The organism is Orbaceae bacterium BiB, from assembly GCA_036251205.1.
Lineage (GTDB): Bacteria > Pseudomonadota > Gammaproteobacteria > Enterobacterales > Orbaceae > Orbus > Orbus mooreae.
In genome coordinates this window covers 1,483,690-1,502,214 of sequence record CP133958.1, presented here as the reverse complement: position 1 = coordinate 1,502,214, position 18,525 = coordinate 1,483,690, and the positions used below count along the sequence as shown (strand labels likewise).

Genomic DNA, 18,525 nt, shown 5'->3' with positions numbered 1-18,525 from the left:
GTGATGAAATTATCCACTTTATTATCAGATAATAAGATTATCCCGACTGCTATTGCTTTTGTTATTACACTTATTATGTTTTTTTTACCCAATCAATTTGAGAATCCAGTTTATGATAACCATATTCGCGCTAAAGCTACGGTTATTTCTGTCGATAACTCAATGGTTAATCATGTGGGTTTAATTACTTATGGTGATCAAGTCTGTGAAGTTGAGGTTGCGTCAGGTCTATATTCTGGTGAACGATTTATCGCAAGTAATATGTTACTAGGTAAACTTGAGTCAGATAAGTTATTTAATGTCGGAGATAAAGCTCTGATTGTTATGCAGCCAAATATAGAAAATAGTGAAATTATTAAAGTGACGATGGTTGATCATTATCGTTTAAATCTTGAATTAATTTTAGTTATTGCATTTGCTGTGTTATTAATTGCTTTAGCGGGTTGGCTAGGTGTGCGGGCGATTATCTCATTTCTGTTTACTGTATTAGCAATTTGGAAAGTATTAATTCCTGCATTTTTAATGGGTTATCATCCTATCATTGTTGGTATGATGTTTACTTTATTGCTAACAGTACTCATTACAATGCTTGTATATGGTTTTGGTCGCTGTTTTTTATCTGCTGTATTAGGATCTTTTTTAGGGATAATTATAACCGCTGGAATGGCTATCTATTTTGTTGATGTATTTAAAGTTCATGGTGCGATCATGAGCTTTTCCGAGAATTTATTGTATTCTGGATTCTCTACACTCAATTTGAATTATATTTTTATTGCTAGTATTTTTATCGCCTCAAGTGGTGCTGTCATGGATGTTGCTGTGGATATTACTTCTGCTGTGAATGAAATTGTTATCAAAAAACCTGATATTAGTAAAATGGAAGCAATTAAGTCTGGGTTAACTATTGGTCGAGCGGTAATTGGTACGATGACAACGACACTGTTATTAGCTTATTCTGGCGGATATTTAGCGCTTTTAATGGTATTTGTTGGTCAAGGAGTTCCCTTGGTTAATATTTTAAATTTTAATTATGTATCTGCTGAGATTTTACATACGATGATTGGTAGCTTTGGTTTAATTACTGTGGTGCCATTTACCGCGATAACCAGTGGATTTTTATTGACTAGATCAAAATCTAGCACTGAATGAGTCATTATTTTTTACCGTATCGATCTTTATATTCGGTTGGTGTACAACCGATTTTTTTTCTAAAAATACGTCGGAAATAACTATCATCCTGAAAACCAGCTGCAGTAGAAATATCTTTAATATTAAGTTGGTTATAGATTAATAATTTTTTAGCATGTCGTAATTTAGTTTGTAAAATATATTCATTTAGGCCAATTCCTTGTTCTTGATTGAAAGCGAATGATAGATAGTTAGGACTAATATGGAATAAATTAGCTAACTGTTCGCGAGTTACTGTTTCTTGAAAATGGATATCAATATATTGACGAATTAGTGTTATACGTAACTTTTTTGTTGTGTAAACGGTTGTTTGTACCGAGTTTGATAAAAGAATATTATTCAATAAGCCCAATATAAGAAAGCGATATGTTTTTGTTATTGCCTCATTATTTATATAGCGTAAAGATAGCTCACTGAGCGCTTGGATAATATATTGATTGGCATGATAATCTTTATAATTATAGTGAACCTCTTCAATGAGTGAGAAATCTTGTCCATCCCAATATAATAAATTGCAGTTTATATGCTGTTTTTCGAATAGGATACTCAGCAAGGTTACGGGTTTTAAGTAAATGTTAGTTGTGTAATCATTTGAGTGTGTAAAAAAGATATCATTTGCTGTGAGTGTTTTATATACAGTGTGATTTTTTTCACGACGAATAATTTTTAGTGAGCCGCTGATCATTATTTGAACGCAAGAGATGGGCGTAATATAATGACCTCGTTGCGTGGAAGACACAATATCTGTGCAATAGCAATTTTTTATTAATCGCTTTTCGTTGACTAGCTCTGCTAGTAAATTCTTAATTAGGTGTGCCATAGGGCTCCAATACTAAAAAAGGATGTCAACCATTGTATTTGTGACTTATTGAATAATGGCAATTGGTTAAAATATTAGCACTTTTTCAGTTTTTTACACAATGAAATAATCGGTTTTATATATTTATTATAATGAAATGATCTTTATAAAAATATGATCTTTCATTATGAAAGATAATTGATTGTTTTATGAAACTTACTATCTTATAATTACAGTAATTCTAATGATAAGTTATTGGCACGATTATCTCAGTGTATAACGTTCTTTTTGGTTAACTAAATGATCTTTATAGATTGATTAGCATTGATATTTATAGCCACACATAACATGAGTAAACATAATGAAAGTTAAAGAGAGACAAGCGGCGATTTTAGATTATTTGCAAATAAATGGGCATACTACTGTCGATGTTTTGGCACAAGTATTTAATACTACTGGCACGACAGTCCGTAAAGATCTTACTTTATTAGCTGATAATAATATGGTTATCAGAACTTATGGTGGGGCGATGTTAAATAAAGAGGTTGGTGATCAACCTGTTGATAATAAAACCTTTATTAATACCAATAAAAAGAAAAAAATTGCTGATGAGGCGGTAAAACTTATTCATGAAGGTGATTTTTTGATTTTTGATGCGGGAAGTACTGTTGCACAAATGATTCCTATGCTAGCAAAATTTAAGCATTTGACGATTATGACCAACAGTTTGCATATGGTGAATGAGCTTGTAAGTTTTGATAATGATCAGACTATTGTGCTAATGGGGGGGACATTTCGTCGTAAATCTGCATCTTTTCATAGTAGCAATAAACTCGCTGGAGCTTCACTATCTAATTACTCTTTCGATATGCTTTTTATGGGCGCTGACGGTGTTGATTTAGTTGGTGGTGTGACGACATTTAATGAAAGTTATGAGGGTAGTGTCTCTATGTGTAAAGCGGCCGCTAAACTGGTATTGCTTGTTGATTCATCAAAATTTGGTCGGCGTAGTCCTAATGTGATTTGTTCTTTAAAATCTGTAGATACGATTATTACTGATAGTGAATTAGATCAAAAATATTATCATGCATTAATCAAAATGGGGATTAATGTTGTTTTAGTCGAGGTTTAAGTAAACCAAATATACCTTTTAGTGTATTTATTATAACTTTAATATTTTCAATAAATTAAATCTAATCCTCTTGCATTTCTATTTGGTAAATCAATTCCTTTTCATTTATTTAGCTATCGTTTGATAGCTATTTCGCTCTATTATTTTTAATAATGATTTTATTTAAAATTTAAAAATAACTCATATGAAAGAAAAATCTTTCAAAGTGAAAGATTTTTCTTGAAATGTGATCGACTTAAAAGAAATAGATTTTAGTTATTGTTATTATCCCTTCGCTCTTTGGATATAAGTTCTATTCATTAATTAAGGGGATATATTATGATTGAAGCTATTTCTCATGGTGCTGAATGGTTTATTGGACTATTTCAGGAAGGGGGTAATGTTTTTGTTGGCATGGTAACTGGAATTCTACCTTTATTAATTTCATTACTCGTTGTTATGAATGCCATTATTAAATTGATTGGTCAACATCGTATTGAAAGATTGGCACAAGCTTGTGCAAGCAATCCTATTTTACGTTATTTAGTTTTACCTCTTGTTGGTACGTTCGTCTTTTGTAATCCAATGACTCTGAGTTTAGGGCGTTTTATGCCTGAGTTTTATAAGCCGAGTTACTATGCCGCTTCTTCATACAGCTGTCACTCGATGAATGGTTTATTTCCCCATGTTAATCCTGGTGAATTATTTGTATATCTTGGTATTGCTTCTGGCTTAACAACACTTGGTTTACCGTTAGGACCTCTTGCGGTTAGTTACTTTTTAGTCGGATTATTTACTAACTTTTTCCGCGGTTGGATAACCGATCTTACTACTGCCATTTTTGAGAAAAAAATGGGAATTACGTTAGATAGAAAAGTTCATCTTTAACAGGAGAAATTGCAATGACTAAATATATTCGTATTGAAAAAGGTGATGCTGGCTGGGGTGGACCGTTAGAGTTACCCATTATTGATGGTAAAAAAATTGTTTATATTGCCGCAGGAACTCGGCCTGCTGTTGTTGATAAATTAGTTGAAATAACGGGATGGCAAGCCATTGATGGTTTTAAAGAGGGGGAGCCCGATAAAAGCGAAATCGGTATTGCAGTCATCGACTGTGGCGGTACTTTACGCTGTGGTATTTATCCTAAAAATCGTATCCCGACATTAAATATTCATGCTACGGGTAAATCGGGCCCGCTTGCTCAGTATATAGTTGAAGATATTTATGTCTCAGGTGTTAAACCTCAAAATATTACTTTGTTAGAAAAAGATTTACAGAGCGAACCAATTCCTAGTACGGCTGAAAAGACGATTCAGGCAGAAAAGACAGTACATAAAGATTATGACACGACCAAAAAAATCTCTGAACAAAGCGATGGCCTATTAGCTAAAATCGGTATCGGCATGGGATCCGGTGTTGCCATTTTTTTCCAAGCTGGGCGCGATACGATTGATACTGTTTTAAAGACGATTATTCCTTTTATGGCATTTGTTTCAGCTCTAATTGGGATAATTATTGCATCTGGCTTAGGAGATTTAATTGCTCACGGTTTAGTTCCATTAGCGGATAATCCAATTGGTTTGGTTATTTTAGCGTTAATTTGTTCATTTCCATTACTTTCCCCATTTTTAGGCCCTGGTGCAGTTATTGCGCAAGTGATTGGTACGTTAGTTGGGGTTCAAATCGGGTTAGGTAATATTCCTCCTTATTTGGCACTACCGGCTTTGTTCGCGATTAATTCACAGGCTGCATGTGATTTTATTCCTGTTGGTTTATCTTTAGCGGAAGCAAAACAAGATACCGTGCGAGTTGGTGTTCCATCCGTACTTGTTAGTCGCTTTTTGACTGGTGCTCCGACTGTCCTTATTGCATGGGCGGTATCGTTTTTCATCTATCAATAATTGAATTTTGATAACAAGTTTAGTTTTCAAATTAACAGGATTTTAAATTATGCAAAAAATTATTTATCAATCAACGGTTTCTAATATTGGTGAATTTGCTAAGGATACCTTATCAGAGGGGATGCTGATTACTTTTAAAGAGGGGGCACCTGCTGATTTATCAGATTACTGTTTTACACATACTCATGATGAATTGCTTGCTGATTTGGCGGTAGGACAAATTATTAAATTAGGGCAACAAGAGTATCTGATTACTGCGGTAGGTGCTGTCGCTACGACAAATTTTCGTGAATTGGGGCACCTTACCCTACGTTTTGATGGCGGTGATAGCGCAGAGTTACCCGGTTCAATTCATGTCGATGGTGCAATACCTGAAACATTAGCTATTGGTGATGAAATTGTAGTGAAAGGCAATAAATAATGTTGATGGTTAAAACGAATAATGAAATATAACTTTTTGATTAAAAGGTAAAAAATATGAAACAAGTAGCTGTTGTTATTGGTGGTGGACAAACATTAGGGGCTTTTTTGTGTCAAGGAATTGCAGAAGCTGGTTATCGTGTTGCCGTTGCAGATCTTAATGTTGATAATGCTAAACATGTTGCGCAGGAAATTAATCAAAAATATGGTGCAGAAACAGCTTATGGTTTTAAAGTTGATGCAACCAATGAAGAGAGTGTGATTAAACTTGCTCATGATATTGAACAAACTTTTAAACAAATTAATTTAATGGTATATAGTGCCGGCGTAGCTAAGGCTAACCCGATTACTGAATTTGCTCTCGCCGATTTTAATTTATCCGTCAATGTGAACTTAACTGGCTATTTTTTATGTGCTCGAGAAATGGCTAAGTTAATGATTAAAAATAAAATACCAGGTCGAATAATTCAGATTAACTCTAAATCGGGTAAAGTCGGTAGTAAACATAATTCTGGCTATAGTGCCGCTAAATTTGGTGGAGTTGGGTTAACTCAATCCTTAGCTTTAGATTTAGCCGAACATGGAATTACAGTCAACTCATTAATGTTAGGTAATTTGTTAAAATCGCCGATGTTCCAGTCATTGTTACCACAATATGCTAAAAAATTAGGCATTAGTGAGTCTGAAGTCGAACAAGTTTATATCGATAAGGTACCTTTAAAACGAGGCTGTGATTATCAAGATGCTTTAAATGTATTACTATTTTATGCTAGTGATAAAGCTTCTTATTGCACAGGTCAATCAATTAATATTACGGGTGGTCAGGTTATGTTTTAATTGATTGATACTGCCTAGTAGATAACAATCGGATGTTATTTATATTAGGATAAAGTACATATTATTAACTACTAAATGGAAAGTATAATGAATACGACAACAGCATTGATTACTTTAGCGCTAATTGCATGGGTGCTACAAATTAGTTTGAGTTGGTTGCAAATTAAACGTTTTAATCAGGCTTTCGCAGCAATGCAAAGTGGTAGTTATCTTGCTGTTGGTCGTAGTAATACAGGAAGATTTAAACCGAGGGTATTAGTTGCACTCTCTTTTAATGAAAATTATGATGTGATTGATTCGGTTCTTATGAAAGGATTAACTGTTTTAGCATCACCAAAACCAATAACACAACTGCATGGAGTAAATTTGCATCAAATTGATGTAAAAAAAATTTTCCCTAATCAAGTCGCCTGTCAAAGCGCGCTAGTATCAGCATTAGCTGTAAAATAGGCAAAATAAAAGGATAAGTTTAATACTTATCCTTTTATCGTTATTCGATATTATTTTTTCTTCATTTTCATATCAATAACCATGCGACCTTGAATTTTTCCTGCTCGCATTTCATCTATCATACTATTTATATCTTCGAATGGACGTTTTTCAACAATAGGTACAACTTTACCTTCAGCACTAAAGCGGAAAGCTTCAGCTAAATCTTCTCGAGTTCCGACTAAAGATCCTAGTACTTGAATACCATCCAATACTGTTTTCGGAATACTCAAATCCATTGTTTCTGACGGTAAGCCTAATGCGACTACGCGACCTAGTGGACGAACTGAATTAATTGCCTGATTAAATCCGACTTTGGTTACTGATGTCACCACTGCACCATGAACCCCTCCATCGGTATGTTCTTTGATATATGCACCAACATCTGCAACTTTTTTCGGATTAACAACTAAATCAGCACCAAGTTTTTTGCAGAGTTCTAATTGGCTATCGCTATTACTGATAGCAACAACTTTATTATTAAAAACATTTTTACCATATTCAACGGCGAGCGTTCCTAAACCACCAATTCCAAAAACAGCGAGCCATTGACCCGGTTTAGTATTAGCAACTTTGATTCCTTTGTAAGTGGTAACTCCGGCACAAGTAACGCTAGTCGCTTGTGCAGGATCAAGCCCATCAGGTACTTTTACAGCATAGTCTGCTTTAACGATACATTGTTCAGCCATACCTCCATCTACGCTATATCCTGAATTTAAAGCACTACGACAGAACGTTTCGTTACCTGAAATACAGTATTCACAGGTACCACAACCTGCATGGAACCAGGCAATACTGACTCGATCACCGATTTTTAAACTTTTAACATCTGGCGCTATTTTGGTTACGATACCAACACCCTCATGGCCGATAACCCGACCGGGTTTTTTACCAAAATCACCTGCTGCGACGTGTAAATCAGTGTGACATAGACCACAATACTCCACTTCAACTAGTGCCTCTCCTGCTTCAAGTGCTCTAATAGGAATATCTTTTAATTCAACTTGACCATTACAATCTTGTCTAATTACTGCAGCTTTCATATGTTCTCCTATAAAATTTAAAGTTAAAATTTAAAGTATAATTACCTGCATGTTAGCCTAAACGGATGGGAATAAAGTTGAGCTATGCCTCATTTTTGAGCAAATTTAATTAAAAATTTATTTATAATGATTCATATAAGCTATTTTTTACTCTTTTATATAGCCAAAAGTTATAAATATATTCAAATTTATCATTTCTCTAACTAACTTATCTTACTCTATAGTTACCTACATAAGTCCTTAAAATGATTTTTAACATTTAAGATATTGCAGATAGAATCATTAAAATTTTTCTAAGATTAAATCGATGTTTTTAATATAGCTATATGTTATAAGATTAATAATCGATACTTTTTTACGTTAGAACAAGCTAATGATTGCGGTGATTTTCTTTTTTATTGAGTCAAATTACCATTAGATAACAAATATTAAACACCAATGTTAAAGTATAAGATATAGAAACTGCACTTTGGTGATATACATATAATAGAGGTACAACATGATCAACAATATTAATCCCAATATAATCGCTCTAAAAGATGAGATGGTTCAGTGGCGTCACCATATTCATCGTTATCCTGAAACGGCATTTGAAGAACACAAGACCACGCAATTTATCATAGATAAACTAAAGTCATTTGGTATTGATGAACTATATACTGAATTTGCTCCAACTGGTGTTGTAGGGGTTATTAAAGGTAATCGACCTGGTAAATGGATTGGGTTGCGTGCTGATATTGATGCGCTTGATGTACTTGAACAAAATAAGGTTGATTATTGTTCGACCATTAACGGTAAAATGCATGCTTGTGGTCATGATGGTCACTCAACTATTTTACTCGGAACAGCCAAATATTTAGCTCGTCATCGAGATTTTTCTGGCACTGTTGTCGTAATATTTCAACCAGCAGAAGAGAATGAAGGTGGTGGTCGCGTAATGGTTGAAAATGGTTTGTTTGAGCGTTTTCCCATTGAAGCAATTTATGGGATGCATAATCAGCCAAATATGGCATTTGGGGAATTTTTTATCCGCAAAGGTCCATTAATGGCATCCTATGATATTTTTGATATAAAAATTACCGGTAAAGGAGCACATGCCGCCGCTCCACATTTAGGTCATGATACGATTGTGACAGCAACCCAAGTCGTTAATTCATTACAGACAATTGTTAGTCGTAGTATTAATCCATTAGATTCATTGGTGGTTAGCGTGACGCAAATTCATAGTGGCGACACTTGGAATGTTTTACCACAAGAGGCTGTGATTCGAGGTACTGTACGTTCTTTTGCAACAGAGGTACAAGATTTAGCTGAAAAAAGGATTAAAGAGATTGCAGATGGTGTCGCACAGACCTTTAATGCGACAGCGAACGTCCGTTATGAACGTCGTTACCCTGCAACAGTTAATCACCCACAAGCAACTGAGCTTGCTATTAAGGCGGCTAAAGTGATTGTTGGTGAGGATAAAGTCCATACAGATGTTCAACCATCAATGGGAGCTGAAGATTTTTCCTTTATGTTACAAGTTAAGCCCGGTGCTTATATTTGGTTAGGCGCAGGAGAGGGAGCCAATCTCCATCATCCTCAGTTCAATTTTAATGATGAAATTTTACCTATTGCGGTTGCTTATTTTATTGAGATCGTTAAAGCAGAGTTATCTTAATAGTATTATTTTAGTGAACTTGGTGTTAGCGAAAAGTTGCATTGAAAAGTATTCAATATTCGAGCGTGATACTTAGGTAAAGTGAACTAAACTCTATTATTGGCTATAATCCCAACGTCTAATTGGAATTATAGTCGAGTAATTCATCAATAATAGCGGATAACATATCAACTTGCATCTGACTATCATTGAGTGCAGGGATATAATTAAATTGTTCACCGCCGCAGCCGATAAATAACTCACTGTTTTCTACATCAATTTCATATAATGTTTCAATACAGTCAGCTGAAAATCCAGGGCAAATAACAGCTACTGATTTTTCTTGTTTACCTAGTTCACATAAGACATCACTTGTATTGGGCCCAGTCCATTTCGCTTTCCCAAATCGAGATTGATAAGCCATAATAATATCAAGTTTAGGATAATATTGTGCTATTTTTTGTTTCACGAGCATGGTGGTTAATTCACAGCGCTGGGCATATTCATCATGGCGTTTCTTAATATAGCTCATTGGGATCCCATGATAGGATAAAATTAAGGTATCAGGTTGATTAATACAAATATGTTGATCGATTTGATTAACAAGTGCTGCGATATATTTTGGATGATCTGCATAATCATGTAAATAGTTGAAAATAGGTGATTGTGGCCAATTTTTAGTTAACTGTTTAACTTTATTAATTACGGCTAATGTTGTTGTCGTTGAATATTGCGGATACAAACTAATTACATGAACTGTATCACATTGTTGTAACCGTATTAATGCGTCATTAAGATCTGGTTCACCATAGGTCATGGCTAGTTCACAGCTAACATTAGGGTAATGCGATTGGACTTTTTGGCACAACTGCTGACTGTAATACAATAGTGGTGATTGGTCATTTAACCAAATCGATTGATAATGCTCGACGATATATTTTAGTCGTTTGGGGATGACAAAGCACTGCAAAATAGGGCGCCAAATTAATGGATTGAGATCAACAACCTGGCGATCTAGTAAAAATTCCTTAAGGTACTGTTTAATCGCCTCTGGTGTTGCATGGCTTGGTGTTCCTAAGTTCACCAATAAAATGCCCTGTTTCTTTGTCATGATAGCCCCTTTCTATATTGCATCGGATAATTCAGTATCGATGACTGTTAGTAATCGTCCAAGAGCGCCTTGATTTTGTCTTAGCACTTGAAAAGCATTTTCACCAATCGCATGTCTTAATGTAGTGTCAGTAAGTAATGTATTCATATGGTTATATAATGCCTCAGTTGTTGATTGCGTAATGAGGAGTCCATTTGCATCAATCAACTGTTGGCAAATCACTTTAAAGTTAAAATAGTGTTCACCCATTATTATTGGTAAGTGATGCAATGCGGGTTCAAGAGGGTTATGCCCACCGCGATCCACCAAACTACCACCAACAAACGCGATATCAGCGAGCCCATAAAGCAGTAATAATTCACCCATGGTATTACCTAATATTACCGATGTTTGTTGATCTGGTATCTGATTATCACTGCGTAATTGATAAGTTAAGTTATATTCACTAATTAGTTTTTCAACTGCGATAAAGCGTTCTGGGTGACGAGGTACTAATATCAATAATAAATCTGGGTAATGTTTTAATAACATTTTTTGGGTTATTAAAATAATATCATCTTCCCCTTGATGGGTACTCGCCGCAATCCAAACCGGCCGATTTAGTTGCCAAGTTGATCTTAGTGTAGCAATTTTTTGTAACTGTTCATCACTAAGTTCAATATCAAATTTAATACTGCCTGTTACACTGAGCTGTTTTCTAGGTAGGCCTAATTGCACAAAGCGCTCTCCATCAATAGGATTTTGTGCCGCAATTTGGCTAATTTTGGGCATCAATTGCGCTATTGATTTGCCTAATTTGCTATACCCTTTAGCTGAGCGTTCTGAAAGCCTAGCATTTGCAATCACTAGTGGTATATTACGTTTTTTTAGTGCACAGATTAAATTTGGCCACAATTCTGTCTCCATAATAATGACTATCTTAGGTTGTAAGATAGACAGAAATCGTTTTAAAGCACAAGGCAAGTCATAAGGTAAATAGACGTGACTAACGCTATCTGCTAATGATTTTTTAACTTGTTGTGAACCTGTTGGTGTCATTGTTGTTACAGTAATTGGTAAATTTGGATAACGAATTTGTAACTGTTTGATTAATGGAATCGCTGCAATTGTTTCGCCGACAGATACACTATGGACTAAAATACCGTGAGGTTTCACTTTACCACGACAAAAACCGTATCGCTCTAACCAGCGTTTACGATAGTCAGGAGCCTTTCGACTACGCCATAATAATTTTAACCAAACAAAAGGCTGGATAATATAAAGTAAACAGGTATATACAAGTTGCATGATGTTATTCTTTAAAAAAGTGAGTCCGATAATAAGCTAATTCTGCGATAGAATCTTTGATATCATCTAGCGCTTGGTGTGTACCTTGTTTGGTTAAACCTGACAATATTTCTGGTTTCCATCGTCGAGCCAGCTCTTTTATTGTGCTTACATCTAAATAACGGTAGTGAAAGTACTTTTCTAGATTAGGCATATAATTGAATAGAAAGCGTCGATCTTGTCCTATTGTATTACCACAAATGGGTGAACAGTTAGCGGGAACCCATTGTGATATAAAATCAATAGTCAGTTGTTCAGCTTGTTGCTCATTAATCTGACTCTGTTTTACGCGCTCAATAAGGCCCGTACGAGTATGTGTTGTAACATTCCACTCATCCATTAATGCGAGTTGAGAATCTGGCTGAGAAACGGCAATAACGGGTCCTTCTGCAAGTATATTAAGCTCGGAGTCCGTTACAATAGTTGCAATTTCAATAATACGATCACGATTAGGATCGAGTCCTGTCATTTCTAGATCGATCCAAATTAGGTTATTTTTATTTTGCTGTGTTGTCATAATAGCGTTTCTTTCTAAATATTAATTATGGTTGATTTTAGCATATCTTAGGCCAATTTTTTAAATTCAATCGATAAAATTGATGATTATCGTGATATTCCAGAATCAGTAATTATTTCAATTACGTTGATATTACAATTTTTATACCAATGACAATCGCAATCTTTTTTACACTAAAATGATATGTTACAGCAATATTCTAACGAAACGGTATATTACTTATGATGAGATATCACCGCAAATATAACCGAGTGAAAAAGAAAACATGCCAAAAAATAAAAAATACGTTAATATATACGATAGTTTAACTTCTTGTCTGTAGTCAGGCTAATACGAAAATATATATTAAATAATATTAATAAGATGAATACTTGGCGTACATTTAGCAAACATTTTGCAATTAAAATAGCATTACCGCATCTCTTCTTTGGGATGATTGCGGCTGCTTTTAGTTTGTCTGTACAAAGTGCTGCGCCAGTGACTCAACAACCGGCTAATATTATTACCATTGCTGCTGTAATGGTGAATTTATATGAACATCAGTCTGATAATCAAATACAAACTGTATGCATTACTAATGTAAAGCAACAGGTTAATCAACCGCTTTTACCTTCCTCAATTAATTATGATGATGTGAGTCCTGTTATTCGTCTCACGCCTTATAACGGTATTCGAGCTGGGCCTATCTTTCTTATTTAATTGAAATAAATTCAATTAATATCATCAATTTAATAGTCACAATTACCGCCATTTATATCTGTATGTGCGAGTAAAACTGTGGCAAGCCATTTATTCAAAACTGATTATTTAAAAGAGAGTTTTATGTTATTAAAATTATTAACCAAACTAGTGGGTAGCAGTAACGATCGTGTATTAAAAACTATGCGTAAGCGCGTTGAACGCATCAATGCTTTAGAGCCGTCAATGGAGTCTTTAAGTGATGATGAACTTAAAGCAAAAACAGTTGAATTCAAGCAACGTATTGCTGATGGTAAAAGTTTAGATTCACTTTTAGAAGAGGCTTTTGCAGTTGTTCGTGAAGCGAGTAAGCGTGTGTTTGGTATGCGTCATTTTGATGTGCAATTAATTGGTGGGATGGTGCTTAATGAACGTTGTATTGCAGAAATGCGTACAGGTGAAGGTAAAACCTTAACGGCGACACTACCAGCGTACTTAAACGCATTAACTGGCGAAGGTGTTCACGTGGTAACAGTTAATGACTATTTAGCACAACGTGATGCTGAAAATAACCGTCCTTTATTTGAGTTTTTAGGTCTAACGATTGGTATTAATTTACCGAATATGCCTGCTCCAGCTAAACGTGAAGCTTATAATGCTGATATTACTTATGGTACTAATAACGAGTATGGTTTTGACTACTTGCGCGATAACATGGTGTTTAATAAAGAGTCACGGGTACAACGACCATTAAATTATGCACTTGTCGATGAAGTCGACTCTATTTTGATTGATGAGGCAAGAACACCTCTAATTATTTCTGGTCCTGCCGAAGATAGTTCTGAACGTTATATTAGTATCAATAAAATTATTCCTTATTTGACTCAACAAGAAAAGGAAGATAGTGAACACTTCCAAGGTGAAGGTGATTTTTCGATCGATGAAAAATCGCGCCAAGTTAATCTCACTGAACGTGGATTAGTTAAAGTTGAAGAATTATTGGTTCGTGAAGGGATAATGAAAGGTGATGAATCATTATATGCACCTCATAATATTGTTTTAATGCATCATGTTAATGCCGCTTTGCGTGCTCATCATCTTTTCCATCGTGATGTTGACTATATTGTTAAAGGTGGTGAAGTTATTATTGTTGATGAACATACTGGTCGAACAATGGAAGGACGTCGTTGGTCGGATGGTTTACATCAAGCAGTAGAAGCAAAAGAAGGGGCAAAAATCCAAAATGAGAATCAAACCTTAGCTTCGATTACTTTCCAAAATTATTTCCGTCTATATAAAAAACTAGCTGGTATGACCGGGACCGCTGATACTGAGGCTTTTGAATTTAACCAAATTTATGGTTTAAATACTATTGTTGTCCCGACAAACAAACCAATGGTACGTAAAGATCACGCTGATTTAGTCTATATGACTGAAAAGGAAAAAATTGATGCTATCGTCGCTGATGTAAAAGCATGTGTAGAAAAAGGGCAGCCAGTATTGGTTGGTACTGCATCAATTGAAAAATCAGAGTTAGTTTCCCATTTTTTAACTAAAGCAGGTATTAAGCACAATGTATTAAATGCTAAATTCCATGCTCAAGAAGCTGAGATTATTGCTGATGCAGGACGTAAAGGTGCCGTAACTATCGCAACTAATATGGCTGGTCGTGGTACCGATATTATGTTAGGTGGTAACTGGCAGATGGAGATTGCTAAATTAGAATCACCAACACCAGAACAGATTGCAAAAATTAAACAAGATTGGCAAATTCGTCACGAAGAGATCCTTGAATTAGGTGGTCTTTATATTTTAGGTACGGAGCGTCATGAATCTCGTCGTATTGATAATCAGTTACGTGGTCGTGCTGGTCGTCAGGGCGATCCAGGGGCATCGCGTTTTTATCTCTCTCTTGAAGATCCATTGATGCGTATTTTTGCTTCTGATCGAGTCAGTAGTATGATGCGTAAACTAGGTATGAAAGAGGGTGAAGCGATAGAGCATCCGTGGGTGACTAAAGCGATTGCTAATGCTCAACGTAAAGTTGAAAGCCGTAACTTCGATATTCGTAAACAGTTACTCGAATTTGATGATGTTGCTAATGATCAACGTCGCGCTATTTATGGTCAGCGTAATGACCTATTAGATCATGCTGAAATTAAAGATACGATTGATTCAATTCGTGTTGATGTATTTAATACTTTAATTGATCGTTATATTCCACCACAATCAATTGAAGAGATGTGGGATGTGCCGGGTCTTGAAGCCGCATTAAAAGCCGATTTTGCTCTTGAGTTACCGATTTCACAATGGCTTAATGATGAACCTAATTTACATGAAGAAACACTTCGTGAACGTGTTTTACAAATTGCAACTGAAGTTTATCAAGAAAAAGAACTCTCTGCGGGCAGCCAAGGATTGCGTAATTTTGAAAAGAATGTCATGTTACAAACGTTAGACACGCTTTGGAAAGAGCATTTAGCCGCAATCGATCACCTACGTCAAGGTATTCATTTACGTGGTTATGCACAGAAAGATCCTAAACAAGAGTATAAACGGGAATCTTTTGAGATGTTTGCTGCAATGCTTGAATCGCTGAAATATGATGTCATTGGTATTTTGAGTCGTGTACGTATCCGTTCTCAAGAAGAAGTTGAGGAAGCTGAGCGTCAAAGACAAGAAGAGATGGCTAGACTTGCTGAGCAACAACAGCTTATGCATAGTGATATGGATGCGCCACAAGATGATGAACAACCTCATGCAGCACAACCTATTGTACGTGCACAAGCCAAAGTAGGTCGTAATGACCCATGTCCTTGTGGTTCTGGTAAGAAATATAAACAGTGTCATGGGGCTGTTCAATAAAATAAAAATTTAGTATGATGTTTTTTTATACATATTGATGTTATAGCTGAGATGGCTATAACATCTAACCACTGTCAGGAAACCGTTTACTATTATCATGAAAAAAGTTGAAATTGCAGTTGGTATTATCCGTTCACAAGATGGCAAAATATTTATTACTCAACGAGGTGAAAATTCTCATTTAGCTGGTTTTTGGGAGTTTCCTGGTGGTAAAGTTGAAAGCGATGAAACACCATTTATGACTTTGCAGCGGGAATTGGCTGAAGAGATTGATATCCATATTCATCATGCTAAATATTTGAAAACGGTTGAACATCAATATAGTGATCGCTTTATCATTATTCATGCTTATTTGGTTGAAGAGTGGGATGGTGAACCTTTCGCTGTCGAGGGACAAAATAGCCGCTGGGTATATGAAGATGAGCTTAATGCTGACGACTTCCCAGATGCTAATCGTATTTTAATTGAGATGCTTAAAAACCAAGATCAAAGTATGTAATCACTATTATTATCCGGTAGTGTGTTTACATTTCTATTAAATCGATCTATCATGCCGCAACTATTAACTGCAAAGGAGAATTTATTATGATTTGTTTATCTCACCTTTGCAGGCTAATTGCAGAATAATTATTAATTCAATATATTTATCGATTCAATTTACCTTTCTGATTTAGCCTGCCAGTCTAAAAATATTTTTATTTCTTAATTATTTAATTAATGGATTGGTATATGGACAATTCTATACAGATGTTGTCAGAGAAAGCCTCTTTGATTGCATCAAAAAATACATGGATTGATGGTCTTGCCATCGAACAATTAGTTGCTAGTTCTAATTTACTCAATATGTCGAAAGTTGTTGGAATGCCCGATTTACATCCCGGACAAGGCCATCCTATTGGCGCCGCTTTTTTATCAACAAAGATGTTTTATCCAGCTTTAATTGGGAGCGATATTGGATGTGGAATGGCACTTTGGCAAACCGAAATATCGATTGCTAAATTGAGCATTGATAAACTTACTAGACGAATCGGTGATATTGATCAACCAGCAGAACCTCACAAATATAAGTTAGGTACTTTGGGTGGCGGTAATCATTTTGCTGAGTTGCAAAAAGTAAGTAAAATTTATAATGAACAACAATTTAGTGAGTTACAACTAAATGCTAAACATCTTTTTTTGCTAGTGCATACTGGCTCAAGAGGATTAGGTCATGGCATTTTGCAACAATATATGGACGAATTTGGCGAACAGGGATTAACCGCAAACAGTTTAGCTGCAAATAGTTACTTAGCTCGCCATGATAATGCGTTAGCTTTTGCCAAACTTAATCGACAGACTGTGGCGGCAAGGGTACTGGATAACTTACATACAGCTGGACAGGAAATATTGAATGTTCCTCATAATTTTTTAGAGTCAATCTCTTGGCAAGGTGAATCTCATTTTTTACATCGTAAAGGTGCTTCACCTTCAACAGCCGGTATTGTTATTATTCCGGGTTCAAGAGGGGATTATAGCTACTTAGTGAAACCATTAGCGAATGAAGATTTGTTATATTCGATAGCTCATGGTGCAGGAAGAAAATGGCGTCGTGCGGATTGTAAGGCAAAACTTGAAAATCGCTATGATAGTAATGAGATGATGAGAACTAAGTTGGGTAGTCGAGTGATTTGCGATGATCGTGATCTCGTTTATGAAGAGGCCCCACAAGCTTATAAATCAATTGATAGTGTGATTGAATCTATGCAACAGGCTAATTTAATTGAAGTTATTGCACAATTAACACCCGTTTTAACTTATAAAACAAAAGGGGGATAATGTTATGCAATTATTACAATTTTCTGCTGCCAAAGGACCTGCAGAGTGTTGTTTAGCTGTAAGTAAAGCATTAACACTGTTTTTACGTGAAGCGGCTATTAATGATATACAGGCAGATATTTTAGAACAGGAACAAGGGGATATTGTTAATACGCTATGTTCCGTTCTTATTTCTGTTGAAGGTGATGGCACTGAGCATCTGATTAACCGTTGGCAGGGATCGATACAGTGGATTTGTCAAAGTCCTTATCGACCGAAACATAAACGTAAAAATTGGTTTATTAGTGTTACCTCTTTATCACCTTTACAAACGATTGCTGATAGTGCTATTCGTTTTGAAACTTGCAAATCATCTGGTGCAGGGGGGCAACATGTTAATAAAACAGAATCGGCGGTTAGAGTAATACATATTGCAACAGGAATTGCTGTTAAAGTTCAATCGGAACGTAGTCAGCATGCAAACCGAAAAATGGCTATGCAGTTACTGGAACATAAAATTGCTCAAATAAACAACGATAAGTTTAAAAATCATAAAGCAGCTCAATACCAAGTTCATCAACTTATTGAACGAGGTAATCCGATCCGAATATTTTATGGTGAACAATTTACAGAACAATTTACAAAACAAGTGATTGAATAGTTCTATATTAAGTTCTTTAAAAAGTTTGGTTTTGTTTTAACGAGTGAGATAACAAAATTGCTATTAATTTAGCAATTTTGTTTTTTAGATATCGAGCTTTTTATCTGAGTCAGTCGAGACTAGCTATAGTGCAAACTATA

At 35.4% G+C, this 18,525-nt stretch carries 18 protein-coding genes; 13 read left to right on the top strand and 5 right to left on the bottom strand.

Features of this window, described 5'->3' with window-relative positions:
- Window positions 1-3 precede the first annotated feature (3 nt).
- On the top strand, window positions 4-1,149 hold the full coding sequence (locus RHO11_07045; GenBank protein WVD62862.1) for a YibE/F family protein: 1,146 nt from the start codon (window positions 4-6) through the stop codon (window positions 1,147-1,149).
- Between the two features lie 4 nt (window positions 1,150-1,153).
- Here RHO11_07045 and RHO11_07040 read toward each other — a convergent pair whose 3' ends face one another.
- The gene (locus RHO11_07040) at window positions 1,154-1,873 is read right to left on the bottom strand and encodes an AraC family transcriptional regulator (GenBank protein ID WVD60266.1); all 720 of its coding nucleotides are present in this window, start codon (window positions 1,871-1,873) and stop codon (window positions 1,154-1,156) included.
- A gap of 475 nt (window positions 1,874-2,348) precedes the next feature.
- Between RHO11_07040 and RHO11_07035 the strand changes: the two genes are divergently transcribed.
- The 6 genes from RHO11_07035 (at window position 2,349) to RHO11_07010 (ending at window position 6,709) form a co-directional block, all read left to right on the top strand.
- A complete protein-coding gene (locus RHO11_07035; GenBank protein ID WVD60265.1) occupies window positions 2,349-3,119 on the top strand; it encodes a DNA-binding transcriptional repressor in 771 nt (256 codons plus the stop codon).
- 318 nt (window positions 3,120-3,437) lie between these two features.
- Window positions 3,438-3,986, top strand: coding sequence for a glucitol/sorbitol-specific PTS transporter subunit IIC (srlA, locus tag RHO11_07030; GenBank protein WVD60264.1), 549 nt, complete (start codon window positions 3,438-3,440; stop codon window positions 3,984-3,986).
- 14 nt (window positions 3,987-4,000) lie between these two features.
- The gene (locus RHO11_07025; protein WVD60263.1) at window positions 4,001-5,002 is read left to right on the top strand and encodes a PTS glucitol/sorbitol transporter subunit IIB; all 1,002 of its coding nucleotides are present in this window, start codon (window positions 4,001-4,003) and stop codon (window positions 5,000-5,002) included.
- Window positions 5,003-5,051: 49 nt separating this feature from the next.
- Entirely contained in the window at window positions 5,052-5,423 is a 372-nt protein-coding gene (locus RHO11_07020; protein ID WVD60262.1) for a PTS glucitol/sorbitol transporter subunit IIA, read from the top strand.
- Window positions 5,424-5,479: 56 nt separating this feature from the next.
- On the top strand, window positions 5,480-6,259 hold the full coding sequence (gene srlD / locus RHO11_07015) for a sorbitol-6-phosphate dehydrogenase (protein WVD60261.1): 780 nt from the start codon (window positions 5,480-5,482) through the stop codon (window positions 6,257-6,259).
- 87 nt (window positions 6,260-6,346) lie between these two features.
- Window positions 6,347-6,709 (top strand): transcriptional regulator GutM, encoded by a 363-nt coding sequence (locus RHO11_07010; GenBank protein WVD60260.1) that lies wholly within the window; start codon window positions 6,347-6,349, stop codon window positions 6,707-6,709.
- A 50-nt stretch (window positions 6,710-6,759) separates the two neighbouring features.
- Here the strand turns inward: RHO11_07010 and adhP are convergent, their stop codons facing one another.
- A complete protein-coding gene (gene adhP, locus RHO11_07005) occupies window positions 6,760-7,791 on the bottom strand; it encodes an alcohol dehydrogenase AdhP (GenBank protein ID WVD60259.1) in 1,032 nt (343 codons plus the stop codon).
- A 499-nt stretch (window positions 7,792-8,290) separates the two neighbouring features.
- Here adhP and RHO11_07000 point away from each other — a divergent pair, with 499 nt between their 5' ends.
- Complete coding sequence (locus tag RHO11_07000; protein WVD60258.1) at window positions 8,291-9,454, top strand: M20 aminoacylase family protein; 1,164 nt, start codon at window positions 8,291-8,293, stop codon at window positions 9,452-9,454.
- 118 nt (window positions 9,455-9,572) lie between these two features.
- On the opposite strand, the gene hemH is transcribed toward RHO11_07000, so the two are convergent.
- From hemH to orn, 3 genes are read right to left on the bottom strand one after another with little or no spacing between them, the layout of a single operon-like run.
- Complete coding sequence (gene hemH, locus RHO11_06995) at window positions 9,573-10,544, bottom strand: ferrochelatase (protein ID WVD60257.1); 972 nt, start codon at window positions 10,542-10,544, stop codon at window positions 9,573-9,575.
- 12 nt (window positions 10,545-10,556) lie between these two features.
- On the bottom strand, window positions 10,557-11,831 hold the full coding sequence (gene waaA / locus RHO11_06990) for a lipid IV(A) 3-deoxy-D-manno-octulosonic acid transferase (GenBank protein ID WVD60256.1): 1,275 nt from the start codon (window positions 11,829-11,831) through the stop codon (window positions 10,557-10,559).
- 4 nt (window positions 11,832-11,835) lie between these two features.
- Complete coding sequence (gene orn, locus RHO11_06985) at window positions 11,836-12,387, bottom strand: oligoribonuclease (protein WVD60255.1); 552 nt, start codon at window positions 12,385-12,387, stop codon at window positions 11,836-11,838.
- A gap of 363 nt (window positions 12,388-12,750) precedes the next feature.
- Between orn and RHO11_06980 the strand changes: the two genes are divergently transcribed.
- The 5 genes from RHO11_06980 (at window position 12,751) to prfH (ending at window position 18,385) form a co-directional block, all read left to right on the top strand.
- Complete coding sequence (locus tag RHO11_06980; GenBank protein ID WVD60254.1) at window positions 12,751-13,086, top strand: hypothetical protein; 336 nt, start codon at window positions 12,751-12,753, stop codon at window positions 13,084-13,086.
- 123 nt (window positions 13,087-13,209) lie between these two features.
- The gene (secA, locus tag RHO11_06975; protein WVD60253.1) at window positions 13,210-15,930 is read left to right on the top strand and encodes a preprotein translocase subunit SecA; all 2,721 of its coding nucleotides are present in this window, start codon (window positions 13,210-13,212) and stop codon (window positions 15,928-15,930) included.
- Window positions 15,931-16,027: 97 nt separating this feature from the next.
- Window positions 16,028-16,429 (top strand): 8-oxo-dGTP diphosphatase MutT, encoded by a 402-nt coding sequence (mutT, locus tag RHO11_06970; GenBank protein WVD60252.1) that lies wholly within the window; start codon window positions 16,028-16,030, stop codon window positions 16,427-16,429.
- 230 nt (window positions 16,430-16,659) lie between these two features.
- The gene (locus tag RHO11_06965) at window positions 16,660-17,745 is read left to right on the top strand and encodes an RNA ligase RtcB family protein (protein ID WVD60251.1); all 1,086 of its coding nucleotides are present in this window, start codon (window positions 16,660-16,662) and stop codon (window positions 17,743-17,745) included.
- A 4-nt stretch (window positions 17,746-17,749) separates the two neighbouring features.
- Window positions 17,750-18,385 (top strand): peptide chain release factor H, encoded by a 636-nt coding sequence (prfH, locus tag RHO11_06960; protein ID WVD60250.1) that lies wholly within the window; start codon window positions 17,750-17,752, stop codon window positions 18,383-18,385.
- The last annotated feature ends 140 nt before the right edge of the window (window positions 18,386-18,525 follow it).

What these genes read in the sequence shown, in the direction of transcription:
- RHO11_07020 (WVD60262.1), top strand. Translation starts at nt 5,052, where the DNA reads ATGCAAAAAATTATTTATCAATCAACGGTTTCTAATATTGGTGAATTT.
- RHO11_07045 (WVD62862.1), top strand. Translation starts at nt 4, where the DNA reads ATGAAATTATCCACTTTATTATCAGATAATAAGATTATCCCGACTGCT.
- RHO11_07040 (WVD60266.1), bottom strand. Translation starts at nt 1,873, where the DNA reads ATGATCAGCGGCTCACTAAAAATTATTCGTCGTGAAAAAAATCACACT.
- waaA (WVD60256.1), bottom strand. Translation starts at nt 11,831, where the DNA reads ATGCAACTTGTATATACCTGTTTACTTTATATTATCCAGCCTTTTGTT.
- RHO11_07010 (WVD60260.1), top strand. Translation starts at nt 6,347, where the DNA reads ATGAATACGACAACAGCATTGATTACTTTAGCGCTAATTGCATGGGTG.
- mutT (WVD60252.1), top strand. Translation starts at nt 16,028, where the DNA reads ATGAAAAAAGTTGAAATTGCAGTTGGTATTATCCGTTCACAAGATGGC.
- orn (WVD60255.1), bottom strand. Translation starts at nt 12,387, where the DNA reads ATGACAACACAGCAAAATAAAAATAACCTAATTTGGATCGATCTAGAA.
- RHO11_06980 (WVD60254.1), top strand. Translation starts at nt 12,751, where the DNA reads ATGAATACTTGGCGTACATTTAGCAAACATTTTGCAATTAAAATAGCA.
- prfH (WVD60250.1), top strand. Translation starts at nt 17,750, where the DNA reads ATGCAATTATTACAATTTTCTGCTGCCAAAGGACCTGCAGAGTGTTGT.
- RHO11_06965 (WVD60251.1), top strand. Translation starts at nt 16,660, where the DNA reads ATGGACAATTCTATACAGATGTTGTCAGAGAAAGCCTCTTTGATTGCA.
- RHO11_07025 (WVD60263.1), top strand. Translation starts at nt 4,001, where the DNA reads ATGACTAAATATATTCGTATTGAAAAAGGTGATGCTGGCTGGGGTGGA.
- secA (WVD60253.1), top strand. Translation starts at nt 13,210, where the DNA reads ATGTTATTAAAATTATTAACCAAACTAGTGGGTAGCAGTAACGATCGT.
- adhP (WVD60259.1), bottom strand. Translation starts at nt 7,791, where the DNA reads ATGAAAGCTGCAGTAATTAGACAAGATTGTAATGGTCAAGTTGAATTA.
- RHO11_07035 (WVD60265.1), top strand. Translation starts at nt 2,349, where the DNA reads ATGAAAGTTAAAGAGAGACAAGCGGCGATTTTAGATTATTTGCAAATA.
- hemH (WVD60257.1), bottom strand. Translation starts at nt 10,544, where the DNA reads ATGACAAAGAAACAGGGCATTTTATTGGTGAACTTAGGAACACCAAGC.
- srlA (WVD60264.1), top strand. Translation starts at nt 3,438, where the DNA reads ATGATTGAAGCTATTTCTCATGGTGCTGAATGGTTTATTGGACTATTT.
- RHO11_07000 (WVD60258.1), top strand. Translation starts at nt 8,291, where the DNA reads ATGATCAACAATATTAATCCCAATATAATCGCTCTAAAAGATGAGATG.
- srlD (WVD60261.1), top strand. Translation starts at nt 5,480, where the DNA reads ATGAAACAAGTAGCTGTTGTTATTGGTGGTGGACAAACATTAGGGGCT.